This is a genomic window from Sinorhizobium chiapasense, assembly GCF_045277575.1.
In the GTDB taxonomy this organism is placed as follows: Bacteria; Pseudomonadota; Alphaproteobacteria; order Rhizobiales; family Rhizobiaceae; genus Ensifer; species Ensifer chiapasense_A.
On sequence record NZ_CP144207.1, the window covers coordinates 287,611 to 310,048 of the forward strand.

Genomic DNA, 22,438 nt, shown 5'->3' on the forward strand with positions numbered 1-22,438 from the left:
TGCGCCTGCATTCACGGCAGCGGCGCATACCACTGGAGCAAAGGCATCCCATTTCTTTCCTGAAGATCACGGGGCAGAACCCATCATGTCGACCATAGCCATGCCCGAACCGGATGTTGGGATACTGGCGAGAGCGCCGCAAATCATAGCGACGCTTAAGTCTGTGCTGCCGGCAGGGACTGTTATCTCGAGCCCGGAGGAAACACGGGCCTATGAATGCGACGCGTTAACCGCGTATCGCTGTCCGCCTCTTGCCGTTGTGCTGCCGCGCACAACCGAGGAAGTGGCGACCGCCATGCGCGTCTGCCATGAGCTGCGCGTACCCGTCGTGCCCCGTGGAGCAGGGACATCGCTTGCCGGCGGCGCTTTGCCGACAGCCGACAGCGTGGTCATCGGCACCATGCGTTTGCGCGAAATTCTCGAGGTCGACACCGCCAACCGCTTCATTCGTGTGCAGACGGGCGTAACGAACCTCGCCGTCAGCGCCGAACTGGAAACCGAGGGCTTCTTCTACGCTCCGGATCCCTCATCCCAGCTTGCCTGCACAATTGCCGGCAACATCGCGATGAATTCCGGCGGCGCCCACTGTCTCAAATATGGTGTTACCACGAACAATCTGATGGGTGCCCGCGTCGTCATGGCAACGGGCGAGATCATCGAATTTGGCGGACAGTTCCTGGGTACCTCAGGGCTTGACCTCATCGGTTTGATCTGCGGGTCGGAAGGCCAGCTCGCCATTGTGACCGAAGCGACGCTCCGCATCGTGCCAAAGCCTGAAGGCGCACGGCCCGTACTGATCGGCTTCGATAGCGCCGAAACGGCTGGTGAGTGCGTAGGACGCATTATCCGATCGGGTCTGCTGCCCGTCGCGATCGAATATATGGACGACGTTTGCCTGCGTGCGGTCGAGGCCTTCGTCAAGGCCGGCTATCCGAATTGCACAGCCGTACTGATTGTCGAGGTGGAAGGGTCCGCGGCGGAAATCGACCATCAAATCGAGCGCATCCGTTTGATCGCCGAGGAGCTGAATCCGGTGGAGTTCCGTGCCAGCCGAACTGCCGAGGAAAGCTTGGCGATTTGGAAGGGGCGCAAATCGGCATTCGGAGCGATGGGCCGGCTCGGCGATTACCTGTGTCTCGACGGAACCGTGCCTGTCTCGAAACTTCCCCACACACTTAAGCGTATTGGCGAGCTGTCGAAAGCTTATGGCTTGGAGGTCGCCAATGTTTTCCACGCAGGCGACGGCAACATGCACCCGCTGATCCTGTTCAACGCGAACGCGCCTGGTGAACTCGAGCGAGCCGAAGAATTCGGTGCCGATATTCTTCGGCTTTGCGTCGACGTAGGGGGCTGCCTGACCGGCGAGCATGGGGTCGGAATCGAGAAGCGCGACCTCATGACGAAACAATACACGGCCGATGACCTTGCCATTCAGATGGAAATCAAGAGCGTCTTCGATCCCGCCTGGTTGCTCAATCCAGCCAAGGTCTTCCCACTCGAAGTCAGTCAGCCACATCGTGACGCTGCGGCGAGATATCCATGAAATTCAATTACGAACAAACCAACGACGCGGCAGCCGTTTCCCCTACCAGCGAAGCGGAACTGGCTGGTTTTATTGCCGAAAACTATGCACGGGCCGCACCTATGCGTGTGGTCGGCGGAAGTACCCGTCTCCAATCGGAGGCTGTCTCGGCTGATCAGACCCTTACCTCACGACGGCTTAGCGGCATCGTGACCTATGAACCCGGCGCTTTGACGCTGATTGCGCGCGCAGGAACGCCCATCGAGGAAATCGAGGCAGCACTTGCGGCCGAAGGCCAGGCGTTCGCATTCGAACCGATGGACCACAGGAAGGTACTCGACACAACGGGAATTCCAACAGTTGGTGGCATGGTTTCCGCCAACGCCTCAGGCCCACGCCGAATACATGCGGGCGCTTGTAGGGACCATCTCCTTGGCGTGCGGGTCGTTGATGGCAGAGGGCGGGTCATCAAGAATGGTGGCCGGGTGATGAAGAACGTCACCGGGCTGGACCTTTCTAAACTGCTCTGCGGCTCCCACGGAACCCTCGGCGTGTTGACCGAGGTGGCGCTGAAAACGTTGCCTGCCGCGGAAAGCCAACAGACGCTGGCCTTTCATGGCATTTCCGTGAAAGGAGCAACCGAGATCTTTGCGACGGCACTCGCCACTCCCTTTGAGGTGTCCGGCGCCGCCTTTCGGTCCGGCACTGCCTGGCTAAGGATTGAGGGGCTTTCCCCGCAGGTCGACTATCGTCGCGAGCGGTTGTCCGCCCTCTTCCGCGATCGGGAGATCGACATAGTGGGCGAGGCTGAAAGCCGGATGCTCTGGCGTGGATTGCGCGATCTGCACCACTTCGCCGGCTCGAACGTACCGCTCTGGCGGATTCTGGTGAAGCCCAGCGAAGCTCCGGCAGTTGCGGCCCGTTTGCATGCACTCGGTGGGGACATGTCGCTGGATTGGGGTGGCGGGTTGATTTGGTTTGAGAGTAGTGCCAATGGCTCTGCGGTCCGCCACGCAGCCGGTATGGGGCAAGCTATGCTGCTGCGCCGTGGCACGCTGCCTAACAGTGACAGTTTTCCGCCCGAAGGAGACTCCATAGCTCGGCTCTCAGTTGCATTGCGCCGGACTTTTGATCCCGCCGGAATTCTCAATCCCGGATTGATGGATAAATGAGATGCAGACAAACTTCACCGATACACAGCTCGCCGATCCCGCCACGAGACGTTCGAACGAGATTCTGCGGTCGTGCGTCCATTGCGGCTTCTGCACAGCGACGTGCCCGACATACAAGGTGCTTGGCGACGAGCTCGATAGTCCGCGTGGCCGCATCTATCTGATCAAGGACATGCTGGAAAACAACAAGGTCCCTGACGAGCGAACAGTAACGCATATCGACCGCTGCCTCAGTTGTCTGAGCTGCATGACGACCTGCCCTTCGGGTGTTCATTACATGCATCTGATCGATCATGCGCGCGAGTATATCGAGAAGACCTACAAACGCCGGTGGGACGAAAGAGCTCTGCGTTGGCTTTTGGCAAAAATTCTGCCGTACCCCGGCCGGTTTCGGCTGGCGCTGATCAGTGCCAGACTCGCCCGCCCTTTCAGGAAACTGCTCCCGGACCCTCGCCTGAGGGCCATGTTGGAGATGGCCCCTGATCGTATTCCACCGACCAGCGAGAATGACAGACCTCAAAGCTTTCCGGCGATCGGTTCGCGACGCAAGCGAGTTGCCCTGCTTATTGGCTGTGCGCAGCGTGCCCTGAACACGGATATCAACGATGCCACGATCAGGCTGCTGCGCCGCCATGGCTGCGAGGTCGTAATCCCGAAGGGCATCGGCTGCTGTGGTGCCCTGACGCACCACATGGGCAAGGTCGGGGAAAGTCATGCAATGGCCGTGGCGAACATTCGTGCGATTATCCGCGAACTCGATGGTGAAGGCCTTGATGCGGTGGTCATCAACACGTCGGGTTGCGGAACGACGGTGAAGGATTATGCCCATATGTTGCGAGACGATCCAGTCGTCGACGACGCAGCTCGTGTGGTGGCCCTCGCAAAAGATGTAACCGAAATCATGTCCGAACTCGGGTTGAACGACCCATTCCACGCCGAGCCGCTGCGCGTGGCTTATCATGCTGCTTGTTCGCTGCAGCACGGCCAGCAGATTCGTTCCGCCCCGAAAGACCTGCTTCGGGCGGCAGGCTTCGAAGTCGTGGAGCCTCGTGACAGTCATATCTGCTGTGGATCTGCTGGGACCTACAATCTCATGCAGCCTGCGATATCTTCTGAACTCAAGGCTCGAAAATTAGCTACGATCGAAGCTACCCACCCTGAGGTGATCAGTGCCGGCAACATCGGCTGCATGATGCAGATCGGCTCCGGGACCGAGATACCTCTTGTTCACACCGTCGAATTGCTCGACTGGGCCACAGGTGGGCCGAAACCTCGTAGCATCGCCACCTCTGCACGGCGGAAATGCGGGAAGACGCAAGTGTTTTGGTATTGAAGGCTTCCGGCTATGGCGCTCCCAAACGCCGCGAAACTTTTGTCGCAGCATTCCGTACTCGTTCTCCGATCTGCGGCACCTGCCTGTCCGGCATTCTATGCGTTGGACCAGAAACGGAAATGCCCGCCACCGCCTCTCCGTGCACATTCAAGATCGGGGCTGCAACACAACGCATTCCCTTGGTTCGCTCCTCATCATCGAACGCATAGCCTCTGCCTCTCGTGACGCGCAGTTCTTCTTCCAATTGAGCGAGCGACCGCACCGTATTTTCGGTGAAGCGCTCCAGCGTGGCTTTCTTGAAAAGTGACGCAAGGCGGCTGTCGTCATAGGTGCTGAGCAACGCCTTTCCAATGCCCGAGGCATGCATCGGAGACAGTGTCCCTGGCGGGAAGAATGCCCTGATCGATTCATGCGTTTCGACCTGGCTGATGAACAGGACATGACCGTCCTTCTCGATCCCGAGGTTCGAGGTTTCTCCTGTCTCCAGCATCAACTCCCGCATGATCGGGCGGCTGCGTTCGACGACGTTGGTACGACGAAGAAACGCGGAGCCGAGCCGATAGGCCTCGGGGCCGATGTGCCAGACCTGCCGATCGGGGCTGATCTCGACGAATTCACGACGTTCCAGCGTTGAGAGCACCCGATGCATTGTGGCGGCCGATTGACCGAGATGGGCGGCAAGTTCCGATAGTGTCAGTCCCTCGGGCGAGGCCAAAGCCTCTAGGACGTCCAAAGCGCGATCGAGGGACTGAATGACGCTCGGGGACTCTGGAGCATTAAATGCTTTCGGACGACCTCTTCGCCGCTTTACTACCTGCATTTTTTGCACCTCGCCAACGTCATCGCCATCATCCAATGACACTCATGAAAAATCAATTCTCAGAATGAAAAATTCTAACTAAATGATATAATTTATCAAATTTTGATTTCTCATTATTTTGAAAAACAGTTTCAAAAAAATTTACCGAAAACCGCCGGCGTGTTACCACTCTTTCCCAGCTCTAGGAGGCACGCCCAATGTATCTGCAAAACCCGGTCTTCATTCCAGGTCCGACCAATATGCCGGAGGTGCTCCGTAAGGCGTCGGATATGCCGACCATCGACCATCGCTCGCCCCTGTTCGGAGAGATTTTGCGGCCCGCACTCGCCGGCGTAAAAAAGGTCGTGAAGTCCGAAGCTGCTTCGATTTTCGTTTTCCCGGCCACCGGCACCGGTGGATGGGAGACGGCGATCACAAACACGCTTAGTCCCGGCGACCGCGTTCTCGTGGCGCGCTATGGAATGTTCAGCCATCGCTGGATCGACATGTGCCAGAGGCATGGCCTCGACGTTAGTGTCATCGAGACGCCGTGGGGCAGCGGCGCCCCGGTCGATCGGTATGAGGAAATACTGACGGCCGACAAGGCGCACCAGATCAAGGCCGTCCTGGTCACGCACAACGAGACCGCAACGGGCGTCAAGTCGGATATCGCCGCGGTTCGGCGCGCCCTCGATGTAGCCCGCCATCCGGCCATGCTGTTCGTCGACGGCGTCAGCTCCATTGCTTCAATGGAATTTCGCATGGACGATTGGGGCGTCGACGTTGCTGTGACTGGCTCGCAGAAAGGCTTCATGCTGCCTGCCGGGCTGGCGATCACCGCATTCTCTCCCAAAGCCTTGGCGGCGCTCGAAACTGCGAAGCTGCCGCGCACTTTCTTCGACGTTCGCGATATGTCGAAGAGTTATGAGAACAACGCCTACCCCTATACCCCCGCCATCGGCCTGCTGAACGGCCTGAAGGTCTCGACGGAGATGCTGCTGGCGGAAGGCCTTGAGAACGTATTCGCGCGCCACAACCGCATAGCAACGGGAATCCGTGCGGCCGTGCGTGCCTGGGGTCTGAAGCTCTGCGCGAGGAGCCAGGACCTTTACTCGGACACGGTCAGCGCAATTCGAACCCCTGAAGGCTTCGACGCTACGTCCGTCGTTACCCACGCGGCGAAGAAGTATGACGTCGCCTTCGGTGTTGGGCTGGGAGAGGTCGCCGGCAAGGTGTTCCGCATCGGGCATCTCGGCAGCCTGACGGATGTGATGGCCCTTTCCGGAATTGCAACGGCGGAGATGGTCATGGCGGATCTCGGCCTCGCAATCAAGCTCGGTTCGGGGGTTGCCGCCGCCCAGGAATATTACCGCAACAACCACGTTTCAGCGGGCCAGGGAGCCGCCTGAGAGGCTATGACGATGTATATCCCGACCCTTTCCGACATGAATGACGCACATGCGCGGATCAAGCCGCACATTCATCGCACGCCGGTTCTCACCTCGCGTTTCATCAACTCCCTTGCCGGGGCGGAGCTCTTCTTCAAGTGCGAAAATCTGCAGAAGGCCGGTGCCTTCAAGGCTCGTGGCGCCTCGAACGCAGTTTTCGGGCTCAGCGACGAGCAGGCGGCAAAGGGTGTTGCCACCCATTCCTCGGGCAATCATGGAACCTGCCTTGCCTATGCGGCGGGACGGCGTGGAATACCTTGCACCGTTGTCATGCCCCGTACGGCACCGCAAGCCAAGAAAGACGCGGTCCGCGGGTACGGTGCCAAGGTTGTTGAGTGTGAGCCGTCAACGTCCTCCCGCGAGGCCGTTTTTGCCGAAGTCGTCGCCGCGACCGGCGCGGAATTCGTGCATCCCTATAACGATCCGCGCGTCATCGCTGGTCAGGCGACCTGTTCGAAAGAGCTGATCGAACAGGTCATCGGTCTCGAAGCGGTAATTGCTCCCATTGGCGGCGGCGGCATGGTTTCGGGAACCTGCCTCACGCTGTCGAACCTGGCGCCGCATATCAAGATCTACGCGGCCGAGCCGGAACAGGCGGATGATGCATACCGAAGCTTCAAAGCCGGGCACATCATCGCGGACGATGCGCCGAATACTGTTGCCGACGGCCTGAAAGTGCCTCTGAAGGACCTCACGTGGCACTTCGTCCGGAACCACGTCACCGACGTCCTGACCGCCTCGGAGGAAGAGATCGTCGACGCGATGAAGCTCATCTGGAAGCGAATGAAGATCGTCATGGAGCCATCCAGTGCCGTGCCGCTCGCGACCATCTTGAAGAACAAGGAACTGTTCGCCGGGAAGCGTATCGGCGTCATCATCACCGGCGGCAACGTCGATCTTGACAAGTTGCCTTGGCAATAGCGGAGAGAAAGAGATATGAACCTGGAAGCGAATTTCGCAGGCATGGAAGTCGGCTACGATGTACCGGCTCTTCCTGGAATGAGCGTCGATGAAATCCAGACGCCGTGCCTGATCCTCGATCTCGATGCCCTCGAGCGCAACATCCGCAAGATGGGCGACTATGCCAGGGCGCACAACATGCGCCACAGGGCGCACGGCAAGATGCACAAGTCGGTCGATGTTCTGCGTCTCCAGCAGGAACTGGGTGGCGCGATCGGTGTGTGCTGCCAGAAGGTGTCGGAGGCAGAGGTGTTCGTGCGTGGCGGAATCAAGGACGTGCTGGTGTCGAACCAGGTTCGCGATCCGCTGAAGATTGATCGTCTGGCCCACCTCGCCAGGCAGGACGCACGGATCATCGTTTGCGTCGACGATATCGCCAATGTCGCCGAACTGTCCGCAGCGGCACAAAAGCACGGGACAACGCTCGAGTGCTTTGTCGAAATCGATTGCGGCGCCGGCCGGTGCGGCGTGAGTACTGCCGCCGCGGTTGTGGCGCTTGCCAAAGCCATCGACGGCGCTCCGGGTCTCAGGTTCGCTGGCATTCAGGCCTATCAAGGCGCCATGCAGCACATCGACAGCTACGAAGACCGCAAGGCAAAGCTCGACCTTGCGATTGCCCAAGTGAAGGATGCGGTCGCGGCTTTGAAGGCCGAGGGTATGGAGCCCGAACTGGTGAGCGGCGGCGGCACTGGCAGCTACTATTTCGAGAGCAATTCCGGTGTGTACAACGAACTGCAATGCGGCAGCTACGCGTTCATGGATGCTGATTACGGTCGCATCCGCGATCAGGGTGGCAACAGGATTGACGAAGGCGAATGGGAAAACGCCCTGTTCATTCTCACCAGCGTAATGAGCCACGCGAAATCGGACAAGGCGATTTGCGACGCCGGATTGAAAGCGCAGTCGGTCGATTCCGGACTCCCGGTCGTCTATGGCCGCACTGACGTCAAATACGTGAAATGCTCGGATGAGCATGGCGTCATCGAGGACCCGAACGGCGTGCTCAAGATCAATGAAAAGCTCCGTTTGGTTCCTGGCCACTGCGACCCGACCTGCAATGTTCACGATTGGTATGTGGGCGTGCGCAACGGGCGGGTTGAAACGCTGTGGCCGGTCTCGGCCCGTGGTAAGGCCTACTGACCATCAAAGGGGGCGTTGCCCCCACTTCGCAGCCGATCGGAAGTTACAATGATTATCGTACCGGAAAATCAGATCGCCGGGCTGATTACTCCCGCTGATTGCCTTGTGGCGGTCGAAAGGGTCTTCGCCTCCATGGCCAAAAGGTCAGCCTACAACTTCCGTGTTATTCGCGAGGCAATCGGCCACGCGGACGCGCTCTATGGTTTCAAGTCGGGGTTCGACCGCGAGAGCCTGGCTCTCGGTCTTAAATCCGGTGGTTTCTGGCCGAACAATGTTGAGAAGGGGTTGGCGAACCACCAATCGACCGTCTTCCTGTTTGACGCTGATACCGGCAGGTGCCGCGCCGTGGTTGGCGGCAATCTGCTCACGGCGCTTCGGACGGCGGCAGCCTCGGCTGTCTCGATCAAGTATCTTGCCCGTAAGGACGCGAAGGTGCTTGGCATGATCGGCGCGGGGCATCAGTCGACGTACCAGTTGCGCGCTGCGGTCGAGCAGAGGCCTTTTGAGAAAGTCCTCGCGTGGAATCTGCACCCCGAGATGCTGAGCCGTCTCGAAGGAGTCGCCAGGGAACTGGAGCTTCCTTTCGAGACCGTCGATCTCGATCGTCTGGGTGCTGAAGCGGACGTGATCATTTCGATTACCTCGTCGTTTGCCCCGATCCTCAAGGCCTCTCAGGTTCGCCCCGGTACACATCTCGCCTGCATGGGGACGGACACAAAGGGCAAACAGGAGATGGACGCCGAACTCATCGCTGCAGCAACGGTGTTCACCGATGAAGTCGCTCAGGCCATCACGATCGGTGAATGCCAGCATGCGATTGAAAGGGGGCTGATCAGCGAGGACGACATTGTCGAGATCGGTGCGGTCATCACAGGTCGCCATGCGGGCCGTTCGTCACCAGAAGAGATCACGTTGTTTGATGGGACGGGCGTAGGCCTCCAGGATCTAGCTGTAGCTTCAGCTGCGGTCGAGCTCGCGCTCTCGAAAGGGACGGCGATCGAGGTGGATTTCTGATACGGCAATCTGGAGGCCTGCCGGACAACTGGACAGTATTAAGAGGTTCCTGAGCAAAGTGCACTCAGCCGTCACACCGCCTCGGGCTTCGGTGACAAGATAAGTCACGAATCATCTCGCGATCCACATTGAGTTGAGACGCCGGTCGGACGAGGATGAAGAGGGGACGAGATTGGCTACATGGAACGGTTGCAGATAGAAACGTCCCGGACCTGCGGCATCATGCAAGGAGTGCTAGAGGCAGGCCGTGAGCTCCAGCGGAAGGTCGTCTTCGCGGAGGGAGAAGAGCTGCGGGTTCTACATGCCGTGCGAGCCGTTCTCGACGAAGGTTGCGGCTTACCCGCTGTCGTCGGCAGAACCGAACGGATTGCAGAGCTAATTGACGGCGCTGATCTTAAGTTGCGGCCGGGAACTGATTTCGAGATCGTGGAGCCACAGGACGATCATGAGTTTCGGGATCAATGGTTGGCGCACCGCACAGCACAAGAGAAGGGCTGGGAGCCTTCCGATCGACCCAGTTATTTAATGCGGGCTCGTTTTACGGCAGTAGCGGCGCGGTTTGTAAGTTCCGGAAAAGCCGACAGTATGATTTGCGGAACCTCCGGCCAATATAGCTGGCATCTCGTTCAAGTGAAATCCATCCTTGGTTCATCTCGTCGGCGTGCAATTGGAGCACTGTCGGTAATGATGCTGGATGATGGCCCGCTGTTTCTTGCTGACGCGTTTGTTAATAGCGCTCCCACACCACACGAACTGGCCGAGATCGCCCTTGCTTCTGCGCGTCACGTTCGCCGTTTCGGGCTCGAACCGACGGTCGCCCTGTGCGCGAATACTGAAAATTGTGGGTCGGCGACCAGCCCGCAACGTATAATGTCCACCGCGCGCGAGATACTTGGTTCGCGGGCAACGTCATTTGCGATTTTGGGGCCGACGTGCATCGATGCCGCTTTGGGGAGCGGCTTAAAGGCCAACGTGTTTATTTTTGCAAGTGCAGAGGCTGCAGCGGCAACTCGGGGTATCCTGCTCAGAGTATCGGGAGGGGTGGAGGTGGGGCCGATTCTGATGGGCATGGCCAATCAGGCGCACATCGTGACGCCATCAATTACATCAAGAGGCCTCCTTAACATCGCAGCGTTGGCGGGGGCCTCTGTTTCCAGCGGTGCATAAGGCTGGTATCAATTATCAGGCGAGCAAATGCCTCTGATCGCTCCAGTGAATCACGGCTTGGCTGGGCGCCACGTACGATGAAGGAAGACACATGGTAACGGTTTTCGACGCCGTCTCGGATAGGGCCGAGCGTGTCCGCCACCCGGAAAAGGCGCACAAGCCCGACACGGAAGTCCTGCGCAAGCCGGACTGGATCCGGGTAAAGGCGCCGACCTCGAAGGGATACATGGAAACCCGCTCGATCGTGAAGGGCAACAACCTCATCACGGTCTGCGAGGAAGCCGGCTGCCCGAACATTGGCGAATGTTGGGACAAGAAGCACGCGACCTTCATGATCATGGGCGAGATCTGCACGCGCGCTTGCGCTTTCTGCAACGTCTCGACCGGCAAGCCGAATGCGCTCGATATGGAGGAGCCCGCCAACATTGCCAAGGCGGTCAAGCAGATGGGGCTCAGGCACGTCGTCATCACCTCCGTCGACCGCGATGACCTGGACGACGGTGGCGCCGAGCACTTCGTGAAGGTGATCTTCGCGATCCGCGAGGCCTCTCCCGAAACGACCATCGAGGTCCTGACGCCCGATTTTCTGCGCAAACCCGGCGCGCTGGAGCGTGTGGTTGCCGCCAAACCGGACGTCTTCAACCACAACATGGAAACCGTGCCGGGCAACTATCTGACGGTCCGCCCGGGTGCGCGCTATTTCCACTCCGTGCGCCTGTTGCAGCGCGTGAAGGAACTGGACCCGACGATGTTCACCAAGTCCGGCATTATGGTCGGCCTGGGTGAAGAGCGTAACGAAGTGCTGCAGTTGATGGACGACCTCCGCACCGCCGATGTCGACTTCCTGACGATCGGCCAGTACCTGCAGCCGACGCGCAAGCACCACAAGGTCGAGAAATTCGTGACCCCCGAGGAATTCAAGTCCTACGAGACGGTCGCCTACACGAAGGGCTTCCTGATGGTCTCATCGAGCCCGCTGACACGCTCGTCGCATCACGCCGGCGACGATTTCGCTCAGCTAAGGGCGGCACGGGTGAAGAAGCTCCTGGCCGCAGGATAGTTTGGCAGCCTCGACTGGGGCATCCCCTCTGGGTGAGCGGGATGCAAGCTGTCATTGCGATGGCAATTGTCGAGCAGGCTCATCCGTACACGTCGACGACGGCAATCGTTTCGCCGATCGCGTCGGCACATTGGCATGCGGCAATTCGCGACGCGGGACTGAAAAGACGAACTCTGCGGTTCACGTCTATCTATTCTTGCAGCAGATAGCGAATTTCTCCAGTCCCGCCGAGGGCTACCGGGGCCGGTGACCGCAGGCGCCGAAAGCGTTCGGATTTGTCTCCAAGGATGCCGCTGACGATCGCCGGGAGGGCGCCGGGTCGCTTCAAGGAGTAGCCGATGGCGCTCCTAAAGCCGTCCTGGTTCTTGAGGTCGAGAAAATGCCGCAATTCGTAACGGTCTCGAACATGGCGTTCGTGCCGGCGCAGCGCAGCCTCGCCGGCGCTGCCTAGTCGGGCTTCAGCAAGCATTGCCCGGTCGGCTTCATAGAGACACTTCAAGTCGATCGTGCTGTGCCTCCCGCTCAGGGAGTTACCGCGCACGACGGCAGCGTATCCGCAGCTTTTAATGACCTTGTAGCGCGCGCCCTTTGCGAGCGCCCGCGCATAAAGATTGTAATCTTCACCGAGGCGCAGCGTCTCATCGTAACGAAGCCCGTGCTCGTCGAGGAAGGCGCGTCGCATAATCGGTTTCAGGAAGCCAATTTCACCGCGGCGGGCGCCGCGCCGCGAGATGTTCCCGTCCACGAAACCGGCAAGATCGATGAGGCGCGGACCCGGCGTGAACTGCTCAACTTTAGCAGCCGCGCTCGCCGCTCCCCCGGCATCGATGAAGGCGATGTTGTCCGCGATCAAGTCCCAACAGTCCTGCGAAAGCAGTTGCCGCAGCCGGCCGGGAAGGAAGAAATCGTCCGCGTCCAATAGCGCAAGAAGGGGGGACTGCGATATCGAAATTGCATGATTGCGAGCGGCAGACGGTCCGCGGTTTGCTTCGAAACGAACGACATTGAGCCGCCCGGTCCCATCATCGGCCGCGCTCGCAACCGCCACGGTTTCATCGCTCGACCCGTCATCGACGACAACGACTTCAGAGGTCTCGGGCTCGGCAAGTGCAGAGGAGATCGCTCTGGCGATCGTGTCGGCGGCATTCCTTGCCGCGATGATAATGCAGACGTCTGTTGGGGCGGCTGCGGTCATAAGGGGCTCCAGCTTCCAATCTAGTTGATCTGTCGCGAAGAGTTCGACCAGACGTCTTCGCAGGATGGCGACAGGCGAGACGCAGCGACGATCCAGGCACGTCTGGTCTCACACGCGGAGGGGACAATGGCACCGGATCATGTCGCAAACACGTCAAAGGCGACCATTTTGCAGGTACCAAACCGACCGCTAGTCGTCGCCCACGCGTCATTTTGATCTGGGATCGTCCGGTAGGCATGACGGGGGCTAAAGGGTGCCTCTAGGTTGGGCCTGCCGTTTTGAGGTCATTTGATCGACTTCCCTGCGGACATGCAACGATCGGCCGCGCCTCCTGAATTCGTCTTCTTTATCTTATGTAAACGTTGACATTATGTCAGTTTCCCGTTTGTATACGATAACATTATCCAACGAAACGGTTCCTCTACGATGGGAAAGACGATGCTGCGTATTGGAATTTTAGGCTGTGGTCGGATCGGACAGGTGCACGCTTCCTCGATTCAGCAGATTTCGCGAGCCAAACTCATCGCGGTTGCCGATGCGTCTGTGAGTGCAGCCGAAGCGGGGGCTCAACGTTTCGGCGTCGAGGTTCGCAGCGTTGCAGACATTTTAACGGCAAGCGACATCGATGCGGTCGTTATCGCGACCTCGACTGCAACGCACTTTGATATGATTCACGCAGCGAGCGCTTCGAGAAAGGCGATCTTTTGCGAAAAACCCATTGACCTTTCTTCGGAACGGGTTCGGATTTGTATCGACGAGATCGAGCGATCTGGCGTGCCCTTTATGACCGCCTTCAATCAGCGTTTCGACCCGCATTTTGCTGCGCTCCGCGAGCGGGTGGTGAATGGGGAGATCGGGAATGTCGAAACAGTTTGTATCACCTCTCGCGATCCTGCACCTCCGCCAGTGAGCTATATCGAAGGATCGGGCGGGCTTTTCCGAGACATGATGATTCACGATTTGGATATGGCCCGATTTGTGCTGGGAGAAGAGCCTGCGCAGGTTTTTGCAGTTGGCTCAAATCTGGTCGATCCGTCTATCGGGGCGGCAGGCGATGTCGACACTGCAGCCGTGATCCTAACAACACCAAATGGCCGAGTTTGCCAAATCACGAATTCTCGCAGATCGACCTACGGATATGACAAGCGCCTTGAGGTGCACGGCTCTAAGGGCATGTTAAGGGTTTCGAACGTCCTCGAAAACCTTGTCGAAAGCGCCGGGAATGCGGGCTTTGAAAGAGCACGGGCGCAGCCGTTCTTCCTTGAGCGATTTGGCGCAGCTTATCTTGCCGAGATGATGCACTTCGTAGACGCGGTCACAAGTGGTTCGAAACCAACTCCCGATGCCCAGGATGGTCTACGGGCACAAATGATTGCTGACGCCGCAACAACGTCCTGGCGGGAGGGCAGACCGATCCCAATAGAGGACTAACTACTCGTCGCAATTGGATTTCCCCTTTTTCTGCAGGTACGCGTCATGAACGTAGCTATTATCGGGCTTGGTAAGGTCGCCGAGCTTCATGTTGAGGCCCTTCGGCAACTCGCTCCACATACATTAGTCGGGGGATGGTCCCGATCCGCTATCAAAGCTGAAGCCTTCTGCGCTCGTTTCGGCGGTATCGCCTATCCCTCGATAGAAGCCCTCCTGGATGATCAAGAAGTCAATGCGGTTCTCGTTGCGACCGGATCGGATTCGCACTTTGAATATGCCAAGCGGGCGTTGATGGCGGGAAAGCATGTGCTTCTCGAAAAGCCACTATCCCCGGTCGCCTCGCAGATCAGAGAGCTTGCTGAGATCGCGAAGGCACACAACCGTGTTTGCATGCCTTCCCATAACTACGTCTATGCTGAAAGCATGCGGCGTCTGAAGGCCCACATTGACGCTGGGCGCCTCGGAGCAATCGTAAACTTCTGGGCGATCTACAATAAGCGCCACGATGCATCGATCGGTCAACCGGACCTGACGATGCGTGAGCTTATGGTCCACCATGCCTATTGCATGCTCTATTTTTTGGGGCGCCCTTCGCACGTATACGCAACTGGCACCAACGTCCACTTCACTGACAAGTCCGCCGATGACCAGTTGATGATCACGGCAGAGTACACGGACGGTAAGATCGCCAATCTCTGGGGCAGCTTTTCGGCCGATGACCGAAGCCGTGAGCCATGGTCCTGCTACTTCAAGGTTATCGGTATGAACGGTAGTGGCGTCATCCCGTGGGACGTTACGAAGTTCGATGGCGAGTCCATCCCATTCTGGGATGACGCGACATACTGGGACAGTTTCCTCCAGGTCCAAAGCTACTTCCTCAACGACTGCTTGGCACGCTTGAGTCCGCCACTCTCTACACTCGAAGATGCGTACGATGCTGCGGTTGTTTTGGATGCAGCACGTAGGTCCTTGCAGGAGAAACGCCGGATAGAAATCAACTATTCCTAGCATTACAGTTGCATATTTATCTATGGTCTGAATCTATGGGTCTCCATGATTCGGAGGTCATGGATGGCAGGTGCATCGATCGAGACGACGCTTGAGCTTTGGGCATCATCGCTGCGTGACGTGAAGGCTCGTATGCGCGGACTGTTTACGCAGGAGCGCGTTGCAGCCTCTGCGAACCTTTTCCTGGACGGTTTGCTGGGTGACGAGCGGCGGAAGACTGGTTGGATGCGTGCTGAGGCGGCCGGTGATCCCGGCCCGTGGCGGCAACAAGCCATTCTGGGGCGCGGGCGCTGGGATGCGGACGCACTTCGCGACATCGTGCGAGAGTATGTCGTAGAAAACCTCGCCACGGATGACGCGGTCCTGGTCATCGACGAGACGGGCTTCCTCAAGCAGGGCAAGACATCGTGCGGTGTTGCCCGTCAATATACAGGTTCGGCTGGCAAGATAACGAACTGCCAGATCGGTGTGTTCGCCGCCTATGTGTCCGCTCGCGGTCATGCCTTTATCGATCGAGCCCTGTACTTGCCCAAGAGCTGGACCGGCGATCCGGCAAGACTCGCAGCAGCCCATGTTCCTCAGGCTACAGCCTTCGCTACCAAGCCAGGCCTGGCTGTCGATATGATACGGCGTGCGCTGGCAGCCGATGTGCCGTTTTCATGGGTGGCCGCAGATGCGGTGTATGGCGTCGGGGACGTCGAAGGGACTCTCCGCCGAGCCTGCAAAGGCTACGTTCTTGGGGTTAAATCGGACCACCATTTCGGCTCCTGGTCGGGTAAGCCTCCGGTCGCCGGCACAGCGCAGGAGATCGCCCGTGATCTCGATCCAAGTGCATGGCAACGTCTTTCCGCCGGTGAGGGCACCAAAGGCGCGCGGCTTCATGACTGGGCCTACTGCGAACTCGCCGATCTCGATGCCGACGAATATAACGAGACGAAATCGGGGCTTTGGACCCGTGGCCTACTAATCCGTCGCAATATCAGCGACGGTGATCTCGCCTTCTTCACCACATGGTGCCCGGCCGGGACTGGCATCCAGACGCTCGTTTCCGTTGAAGGCCATCGCTGGGCGATCGAAGACAGCTTCGAGACCGCCAAGAACGAGCTCGGACTCGATCACAACGAAACCCGGTCATGGCATGGCTGGCATCGCCACGTCTCCCTGGTCATGCTCGCCTTCGCCATGATGGCGGTGATCCGATACCGCGCCAATGACGTGGCGCCCCCAAAAAGACTGCGGATGCCGACCATCAGGATTTGATCCGCTGGTCTATCCAGGAAGTCCGGCGCATCGCCATCAGACTCGCCCAGCGTCGCATAACCCCCGCCTACGTCATCGCATGGTCATGCTGGAGACGCGCCCATCAGGCGGCCGCGCGACGAGCGCATCTGAAAACTAAAATGCAACTGTAATGCTAGGGCGAGGCTCCTTAACCTCAGTCCGGACGGGGATGGGTTGACGTTCTCTTGCCGAAGAACGGCGAACGGCAAGGTTAGTTCGCAACTCCATCGATCCGCTCCCTGCTTACCCTTTGAATACAAACGCGCCATCCGAGCTCAATCCGATGGGTCGGATCCGCGCGAGTGAAACCCTTCTAAGGTCTCGTTCTCGAGAGGACACGTATGAGAATAGCAACTCCGAAAGAAGTACATGCGGCTGAAGCTCGCGTGGCTATGACGCCTGACAGTGCGATACAGCTTCAGAAGCTGGGGCACGAGTGCTTTGTCGAGGCAGGGGCTGGCGAGAAAGCTGGGATCTCAGACGAAGCGTATCGCGCCGCGGGCGTGACCGTGATGAATGACGCGAGCGCGCTTTCAGCAGTTGCCGATATCATCGTCAAGGTGCGCCCGCCCACGATTGAAGAAGTCGAACTGTTGCCGGCGGGAACGACGTTGATCTCATTTTTCTACCCTGGCCAGAATGGCGCGCTGTTAGAGCGTGCGAGGGAGAAAGGCGTCAATGTCATCGCGATGGATGTTGTGCCGCGCATCTCGCGGGCGCAGAAGATGGATGCGCTGTCGTCGATGGCCAATATCGCCGGCTACCGCGCGATGATCGAGGCGGGCAACAATTTCGGCCGATTCTTCACCGGCCAGGTGACGGCCGCCGGCAAGGTGCCGCCGGCCAAGGTGCTGGTGATCGGTGCAGGCGTCGCCGGTCTCGCGGCAATCGGCGTCGCCACCTCGCTTGGCGCCCAGACCTATGCCTTCGACGTGCGTCCTGAGGTTGCCGAACAGATCGAGAGCATGGGGGCCGAGTTCGTCTACCTCGATTTCGACGGCGCTCAGCAGGACGGTGCGGCCACCGGCGGCTATGCGGCGCCGTCGTCGCCGGAGTTCCGCGAGAAGCAACTCGCCAGGTTCCGCGAGCTTGCGCCGCAGATCGATATCGTCATCACGACGGCGCTGATCCCCGGCCGTGAAGCGCCGAAACTCTGGCTTGCCGACATGGTGGCCGCGATGAAGCCGGGATCGGTGGTGGTCGACCTTGCCGCCGAACGCGGCGGCAACTGCGATCTCACCGTCGCCGATCAGCGCGTCGTTTCCGACAACGGCGTCGTCATCATCGGCTACACCGATTTCCCGAGCCGCATGGCTGCGCAGGCGTCGACGCTCTATGCCACCAACATCCGCCACATGCTGACCGACCTGACGCCGGGCAAGGATGGCAAGCTCGTCCACAACATGGAAGACGACGTCATCCGTGGCGCGACCGTCACCTTCGAGGGGGCGATCACCTATCCGCCGCCGCCACCGAAGATCGCCGCAATCGCAGCGCAGAAGCCAAAGGAAAAGGTGAAGGAGCCGACGCCGGAGGAAAAACGCGCCACCGAGGCCGCAGCCTTCAAGGCCCAGACGAAGAGCCAGTTGGCGCTGCTCGCCGTCGGCACGGCGCTGCTGCTGCTCGTCGGCGCCTTTGCGCCGCCGGCCTTCATGAGCCACTTCGTCGTCTTCGTGCTCGCCTGCTTCGTCGGCTTCCAGGTCATCTGGAACGTATCCCATTCGCTGCACACCCCGCTGATGGCCGTCACCAATGCGGTTTCCGGCATCGTCATTCTCGGCGCTCTGCTGCAGATCGGGTCTGGCAACTGGCTGGTGGTGCTGCTTGCGGCGCTCTCGGTACTGATCGCCACGATCAACATCGTCGGCGGCTTCCTCGTCACACGGCGCATGCTCGCCATGTTCCAGAAATCCTGATCGGGCAGGGGTAATCACTATGATGATCGGTATCGTATCGGCCGCCTATATCGCGGCAGCCGTTCTCTTCATCCTCTCGCTCGGCGGGCTCTCGGGTCAGGAAAGCGCCAAGCGCGCCGTCTGGTACGGCATGACCGGCATGGCATTGGCTATTGTCGCCACGGTCTTTGGACCTGAGGTCGGCAACTGGCTTGTCATCCTGCTGATGATTGCCGGCGGTGCTGTGCTCGGCCACTTCGTCGCCTCCCGCGTCCAGATGACCGAGATGCCGCAGCTTGTCGCGGCACTCCATTCCTTCGTCGGTCTCGCGGCCGTGTTCATCGGCTTCAACGCCCATATCGAAGCGGCAGACGTCGCCGGCCTCGACGCGGCAGCCCGCTCTGCCCTCACCGGCTTTGCCGCGATCCTCGCCCACAAGGAACCGGTGGAACTGTCGATCATGAAGGTCGAGGTCTTCCTCGGCGTCTTCATCGGCGCCGTCACCTTCACCGGCTCCGTCATCGCCTTCGGCAAGCTTGCCGGCAAGGTCGACGGCAAGGCAAAGAAGCTGCCGGGCGGGCATCTCCTCAACGCTGGCGCTCTGGGGCTTTCGTTGGCCCTACTCGTGCTCTACGTCAATGGTGCCGGCACCTGGACACTGCTTGTCATGACGCTCGCCGCCTTCTTCATCGGCTATCACCTGATCATGGGCATCGGCGGCGCCGACATGCCGGTGGTCGTGTCGATGCTGAACTCCTATTCCGGCTGGGCGGCCGCCGCCATCGGCTTCACGCTCGGCAACGACCTTCTGATCGTCACCGGCGCGCTGGTCGGCTCCTCGGGCGCGATCCTCTCCTACATCATGTGCAAGGCGATGAACCGTTCGTTCCTGTCGGTCATCCTCGGTGGCTTCGGCGCAACCACCGGTCCGGCAATGGAAATCACCGGTGAGCAGATCGCCATCGATGCCGAAGGCGTGGCCGCAGCCCTCAACGATGCCGACAGCGTCATCATCGTGCCTGGCTACGGCATGGCGGTGGCGCAGGCTCAAGCGTCGGTCTCGGAGCTTACCCGCAAGCTGCGCGCGGCCGGCAAGAACGTGCGCTTCGCCATTCATCCGGTCGCCGGCCGGTTGCCGGGCCACATGAACGTGCTTTTGGCCGAGGCGAAGGTGCCCTACGACATCGTGCTCGAGATGGACGAGATCAACGAGGACTTCCACGAAACGGATGTCGTCATTGTCATCGGCTCCAATGACATCGTCAATCCGGCGGCCCAGGAAGATCCGAACTCGCCGATCGCCGGCATGCCGGTGCTTGAAGTGTGGAAGGCCAAGCAGGTGTTCGTCTCGAAGCGCGGGCAGGGAACCGGATATTCGGGTATCGAGAACCCGCTTTTCTTCAAGGAGAACACGCGGATGTTCTATGGCGACGCGAAGAAGAGCATCGACCAATTGCTTCCCGCCCTCGCGAGTTAGTCGCTCGGAAAAACTACGGTCGCAAGAGATCGTGCAACGGCGCTAAGGATCTACGTTGATCGTTGGGATTTTGAGTTGTTCGAGCCACAGAAAACAAGGAGCACTCATCTTGAGTAAGACTTCCAGCGCGACCGAGGCACCTCCGGACCTCATCAGCCACTATCGACCGCTCGCCCTGAGAGACGTCTTGGCTGCGTTGAGTATTAAATGCAGAAAACCCGATGAGTTGGAAACAAGCTCTCGACGAGCCGACCTGAAAGCCAGCCAGATCATCTGCGAACAGATCTTAGGTTCTGGCGAGGAGGAGACCCTTGTTGCCGCGGCGTCGCGGTAGCGCGGTCAGCAGCTGAACCGACCTGGTTCAACGCATAAGGTGGTATCGTTCGCCAGATCGTCTTCCGGCTCGTAGGCCCCGTGCGAAGCGGTATTCGGCGACGACTGCGTGCACACAGGCAATCCGCGACCGTGGACAGGCGTCCAGGGACTTTAGTAGAACCGCATGGTGGCCGCGCGCTGAAACCAACCGGAAAATGGTAGCGATGTTCAGCTTTAGAAGCCTTGAAGTGTTTTACTGGACGGCACATTTGCGCAGCTTTTCCCGCGCAGCTGATAAGCTGAACACGACGCAACCGACCATTTCCCAGCGCATAGGGGTGATGGAAGGCGTGATTGGCTCGCCGTTGTTTGACCGCTCCGCAAAACCGATTGCACTTACTGCGACTGGACGAACCTTGTTCGGACACGCTGAGCTATTGTTGCGGCAAGTTGCAGCGATGGAACGCGACCTGGAACTGAGTAACCGTTTCGAGGGAACCGTTAGGCTTGGAGTCTCTGAGACAATTGTACAAACTTGGCTCGCTGCGTTTCTTGAGCAGGCGGCTCACCACTTCCCGAAGCTCGACATCGACATGACGGTGGACGTGACGCCGTCGATGCTCGACGCTCTGCGGGATGGTGAAATTGACATGGCTTTGATGCTGGGCCCAACAATCGTCGAAGGTTTCAGTTGCATAAAACTCAAAGACTACGCTCTGAAGTTTTACGCGATCCCTGATCTTGTGCCCAATGATGTCTTCTCCCTAGACTCTGTGCCACCCACGCCGATAATCACATATCCGCGGAATACCTATCCTTACACATACCTCCGCGAGACAATGTTCAGGGAGCTCGGTCGAATTCCGCGGATCTTCACAAACTCCTCCATCTCAACCATCGAGAAGATGGCGCTGGATGGCCTGGGCGTAGCACTCGTGGCGGAAGGTACATTGAGTGGCCATGGACTGGACAAGCTTCGAATCCTGAAAAGTGACGTCGAGCTCCAGCCCTTGAGCTTTTACGCATACTTTCAGGCTGGCGTGCGGGGAACGGTGTTCGAACAGCTGGCACACATTGCGTCAGAGGTAGCGTCTGGAGGCGGATAATCTCCTCGTATTCGTTTTTCTTATGGATTTTGATCCATTTATATAATTTCACATTAATGTCGTGTCGCGCTTCAATCTCCCGACTAGCCTTGGGGAGATTTGAATTGCTTGAGACCGTGAAACAGAACCACTTCGAGCCGGATTCAGGCGCGATCACGGAAGCGCAGGCCCGTATTGCACGATTTGCCGTTCGCACTCCGATACTAGAAAGTGACGCCCTGAACCGCCTAGTTGGTGCCCGGGTCTTCATCAAGGCCGAAAATCTGCAGCGTTCTGGTTCCTTCAAGCTGCGGGGCGCATTGAACAGAGCCTTGCAGTTCAACCCGGCCGAGCTACGAGGCGGTATCGTCGCATGGTCGTCGGGTAACCACGGTTTGGCCATTTCCTACGTAGCCAAGGAACTCGGCATCAAGGCGACTATCCTGATGCCTCAGGAAGCACCGAAAACCAAGATTGAGGGTGTGCGCGCGAATGGAGCGACCGTGCGCCTATACGATAAGACACGGGAAGTGCGAGAAGAGATCGGCGCGCAGATCGCGGCTGAATCAGGCGCGGTGATCGTTCCGCCCTATGACGATCCTTTCGTAATGACTGGACAGGCGACATTGGGCGCCGAAATTGCCGAACAGGTCAAGGAGCAGGGTTCCGAACTTGATCTTGCACTGGTGTCCTGCTCGGGAGGTGGCTTGGCTGCTGGTGCCGCGTGCGGCATTCACGTCAAAATGCCTCGCACCGCGGTCTACAGCGTTGAGCCAGAACACTTCGACGGGATGGCCCTCTCCCTTGAAAGTGGCGAGCGCCGGAAGGCGACAGCGATTGGCAGCTCGATCTGCGACGCACTTTTGGTGCCGATTCCTGGTGAGCTCACTTATCCCGTTTGCAGGGCCCATCTCGCTGGCGGGTTGGCGGTGTCTGATGCAGAGGTCGTCGCGGCTATCCGCTTTGCCTATCGGGAGCTGAAACTGGTTGTCGAACCGGGCGGCGCGGTTGCCTTGGCGGCCGTACTCGCGGGTAAGATCGCCGTCAAAGGCAAGGATGTCGCCATTCTCCTTAGTGGCGGAAACGTCGATGCGGAAAAGTTCGCCTCATATATCAATACAGCCGTTTGACCGGAG

18 protein-coding genes are annotated in these 22,438 nt (G+C 58.9%); 16 read left to right on the top strand and 2 right to left on the bottom strand.

The annotated features are described in order from the left end of the window. Positions 1–85: 85 nt before the first annotated feature. The 3 genes from QM996_RS32525 to glcF are packed head-to-tail and all read left to right on the top strand — an operon-like array spanning position 86 to position 4,027. Positions 86–1,543, top strand: a complete 1,458-nt coding sequence (locus QM996_RS32525) for an FAD-linked oxidase C-terminal domain-containing protein (protein ID WP_334141624.1) — start codon at positions 86–88, stop codon at positions 1,541–1,543. Continuing rightward, entirely contained in the window at positions 1,540–2,694 is a 1,155-nt protein-coding gene (locus QM996_RS32530; protein ID WP_334141626.1) for an FAD-binding protein, read from the top strand. The genes QM996_RS32525 and QM996_RS32530 overlap by 4 nt, the downstream gene beginning before the upstream one ends. A gap of 1 nt (position 2,695) precedes the next feature. Continuing rightward, on the top strand, positions 2,696–4,027 hold the full coding sequence (glcF, locus tag QM996_RS32535) for a glycolate oxidase subunit GlcF (RefSeq protein ID WP_334141628.1): 1,332 nt from the start codon (positions 2,696–2,698) through the stop codon (positions 4,025–4,027). 10 nt (positions 4,028–4,037) lie between these two features. On the opposite strand, the gene bhcR is transcribed toward glcF, so the two are convergent. Continuing rightward, complete coding sequence (gene bhcR / locus QM996_RS32540; RefSeq protein WP_334141630.1) at positions 4,038–4,847, bottom strand: HTH-type transcriptional regulator BhcR; 810 nt, start codon at positions 4,845–4,847, stop codon at positions 4,038–4,040. A 197-nt stretch (positions 4,848–5,044) separates the two neighbouring features. Here bhcR and bhcA point away from each other — a divergent pair, with 197 nt between their 5' ends. From bhcA to lipA, 6 genes are all read left to right on the top strand, one after another. Then, positions 5,045–6,235 carry an L-aspartate--glyoxylate aminotransferase BhcA gene (bhcA, locus tag QM996_RS32545; RefSeq protein ID WP_334141632.1) on the top strand — a complete coding sequence of 397 codons (1,191 nt, stop codon included), beginning with the start codon at positions 5,045–5,047 and terminating at the stop codon, positions 6,233–6,235. A 12-nt stretch (positions 6,236–6,247) separates the two neighbouring features. Then, the gene (gene bhcB / locus QM996_RS32550; protein ID WP_334142284.1) at positions 6,248–7,195 is read left to right on the top strand and encodes a beta-hydroxyaspartate dehydratase BhcB; all 948 of its coding nucleotides are present in this window, start codon (positions 6,248–6,250) and stop codon (positions 7,193–7,195) included. Positions 7,196–7,210: 15 nt separating this feature from the next. Further along, positions 7,211–8,374: a 3-hydroxy-D-aspartate aldolase BhcC gene (gene bhcC, locus QM996_RS32555; protein ID WP_334141634.1), complete on the top strand. Its 1,164-nt coding sequence runs from the start codon at positions 7,211–7,213 to the stop codon at positions 8,372–8,374. Between the two features lie 48 nt (positions 8,375–8,422). Then, complete coding sequence (bhcD, locus tag QM996_RS32560; RefSeq protein WP_334141636.1) at positions 8,423–9,388, top strand: iminosuccinate reductase BhcD; 966 nt, start codon at positions 8,423–8,425, stop codon at positions 9,386–9,388. A 180-nt stretch (positions 9,389–9,568) separates the two neighbouring features. Continuing rightward, positions 9,569–10,555 carry a phosphate acyltransferase gene (locus QM996_RS32565; protein WP_334141639.1) on the top strand — a complete coding sequence of 329 codons (987 nt, stop codon included), beginning with the start codon at positions 9,569–9,571 and terminating at the stop codon, positions 10,553–10,555. Positions 10,556–10,646: 91 nt separating this feature from the next. Next, complete coding sequence (gene lipA / locus QM996_RS32570; RefSeq protein WP_334141641.1) at positions 10,647–11,615, top strand: lipoyl synthase; 969 nt, start codon at positions 10,647–10,649, stop codon at positions 11,613–11,615. 190 nt (positions 11,616–11,805) lie between these two features. Here the strand turns inward: lipA and QM996_RS32575 are convergent, their stop codons facing one another. Continuing rightward, the gene (locus QM996_RS32575; protein WP_334141644.1) at positions 11,806–12,810 is read right to left on the bottom strand and encodes a glycosyltransferase family 2 protein; all 1,005 of its coding nucleotides are present in this window, start codon (positions 12,808–12,810) and stop codon (positions 11,806–11,808) included. Positions 12,811–13,248: 438 nt separating this feature from the next. Here QM996_RS32575 and iolG point away from each other — a divergent pair, with 438 nt between their 5' ends. The 7 genes from iolG (at position 13,249) to QM996_RS32610 (ending at position 22,432) form a co-directional block, all read left to right on the top strand. After that, on the top strand, positions 13,249–14,241 hold the full coding sequence (gene iolG, locus QM996_RS32580; protein ID WP_334142285.1) for an inositol 2-dehydrogenase: 993 nt from the start codon (positions 13,249–13,251) through the stop codon (positions 14,239–14,241). A 45-nt stretch (positions 14,242–14,286) separates the two neighbouring features. Further along, positions 14,287–15,249: a Gfo/Idh/MocA family protein gene (locus QM996_RS32585; protein ID WP_334141646.1), complete on the top strand. Its 963-nt coding sequence runs from the start codon at positions 14,287–14,289 to the stop codon at positions 15,247–15,249. A gap of 45 nt (positions 15,250–15,294) precedes the next feature. Beyond that, entirely contained in the window at positions 15,295–16,509 is a 1,215-nt protein-coding gene (locus QM996_RS32590) for an IS701 family transposase (protein ID WP_334141648.1), read from the top strand. Between the two features lie 362 nt (positions 16,510–16,871). Further along, positions 16,872–18,446 carry a Re/Si-specific NAD(P)(+) transhydrogenase subunit alpha gene (locus tag QM996_RS32595; protein ID WP_334141650.1) on the top strand — a complete coding sequence of 525 codons (1,575 nt, stop codon included), beginning with the start codon at positions 16,872–16,874 and terminating at the stop codon, positions 18,444–18,446. Between the two features lie 19 nt (positions 18,447–18,465). Then, positions 18,466–19,902: an NAD(P)(+) transhydrogenase (Re/Si-specific) subunit beta gene (locus QM996_RS32600; RefSeq protein WP_334141651.1), complete on the top strand. Its 1,437-nt coding sequence runs from the start codon at positions 18,466–18,468 to the stop codon at positions 19,900–19,902. 539 nt (positions 19,903–20,441) lie between these two features. Continuing rightward, on the top strand, positions 20,442–21,323 hold the full coding sequence (locus tag QM996_RS32605; RefSeq protein WP_500270538.1) for a LysR family transcriptional regulator: 882 nt from the start codon (positions 20,442–20,444) through the stop codon (positions 21,321–21,323). A gap of 104 nt (positions 21,324–21,427) precedes the next feature. Next, positions 21,428–22,432 (top strand): threonine/serine dehydratase family protein, encoded by a 1,005-nt coding sequence (locus QM996_RS32610; protein ID WP_334141658.1) that lies wholly within the window; start codon positions 21,428–21,430, stop codon positions 22,430–22,432. The last annotated feature ends 6 nt before the right edge of the window (positions 22,433–22,438 follow it).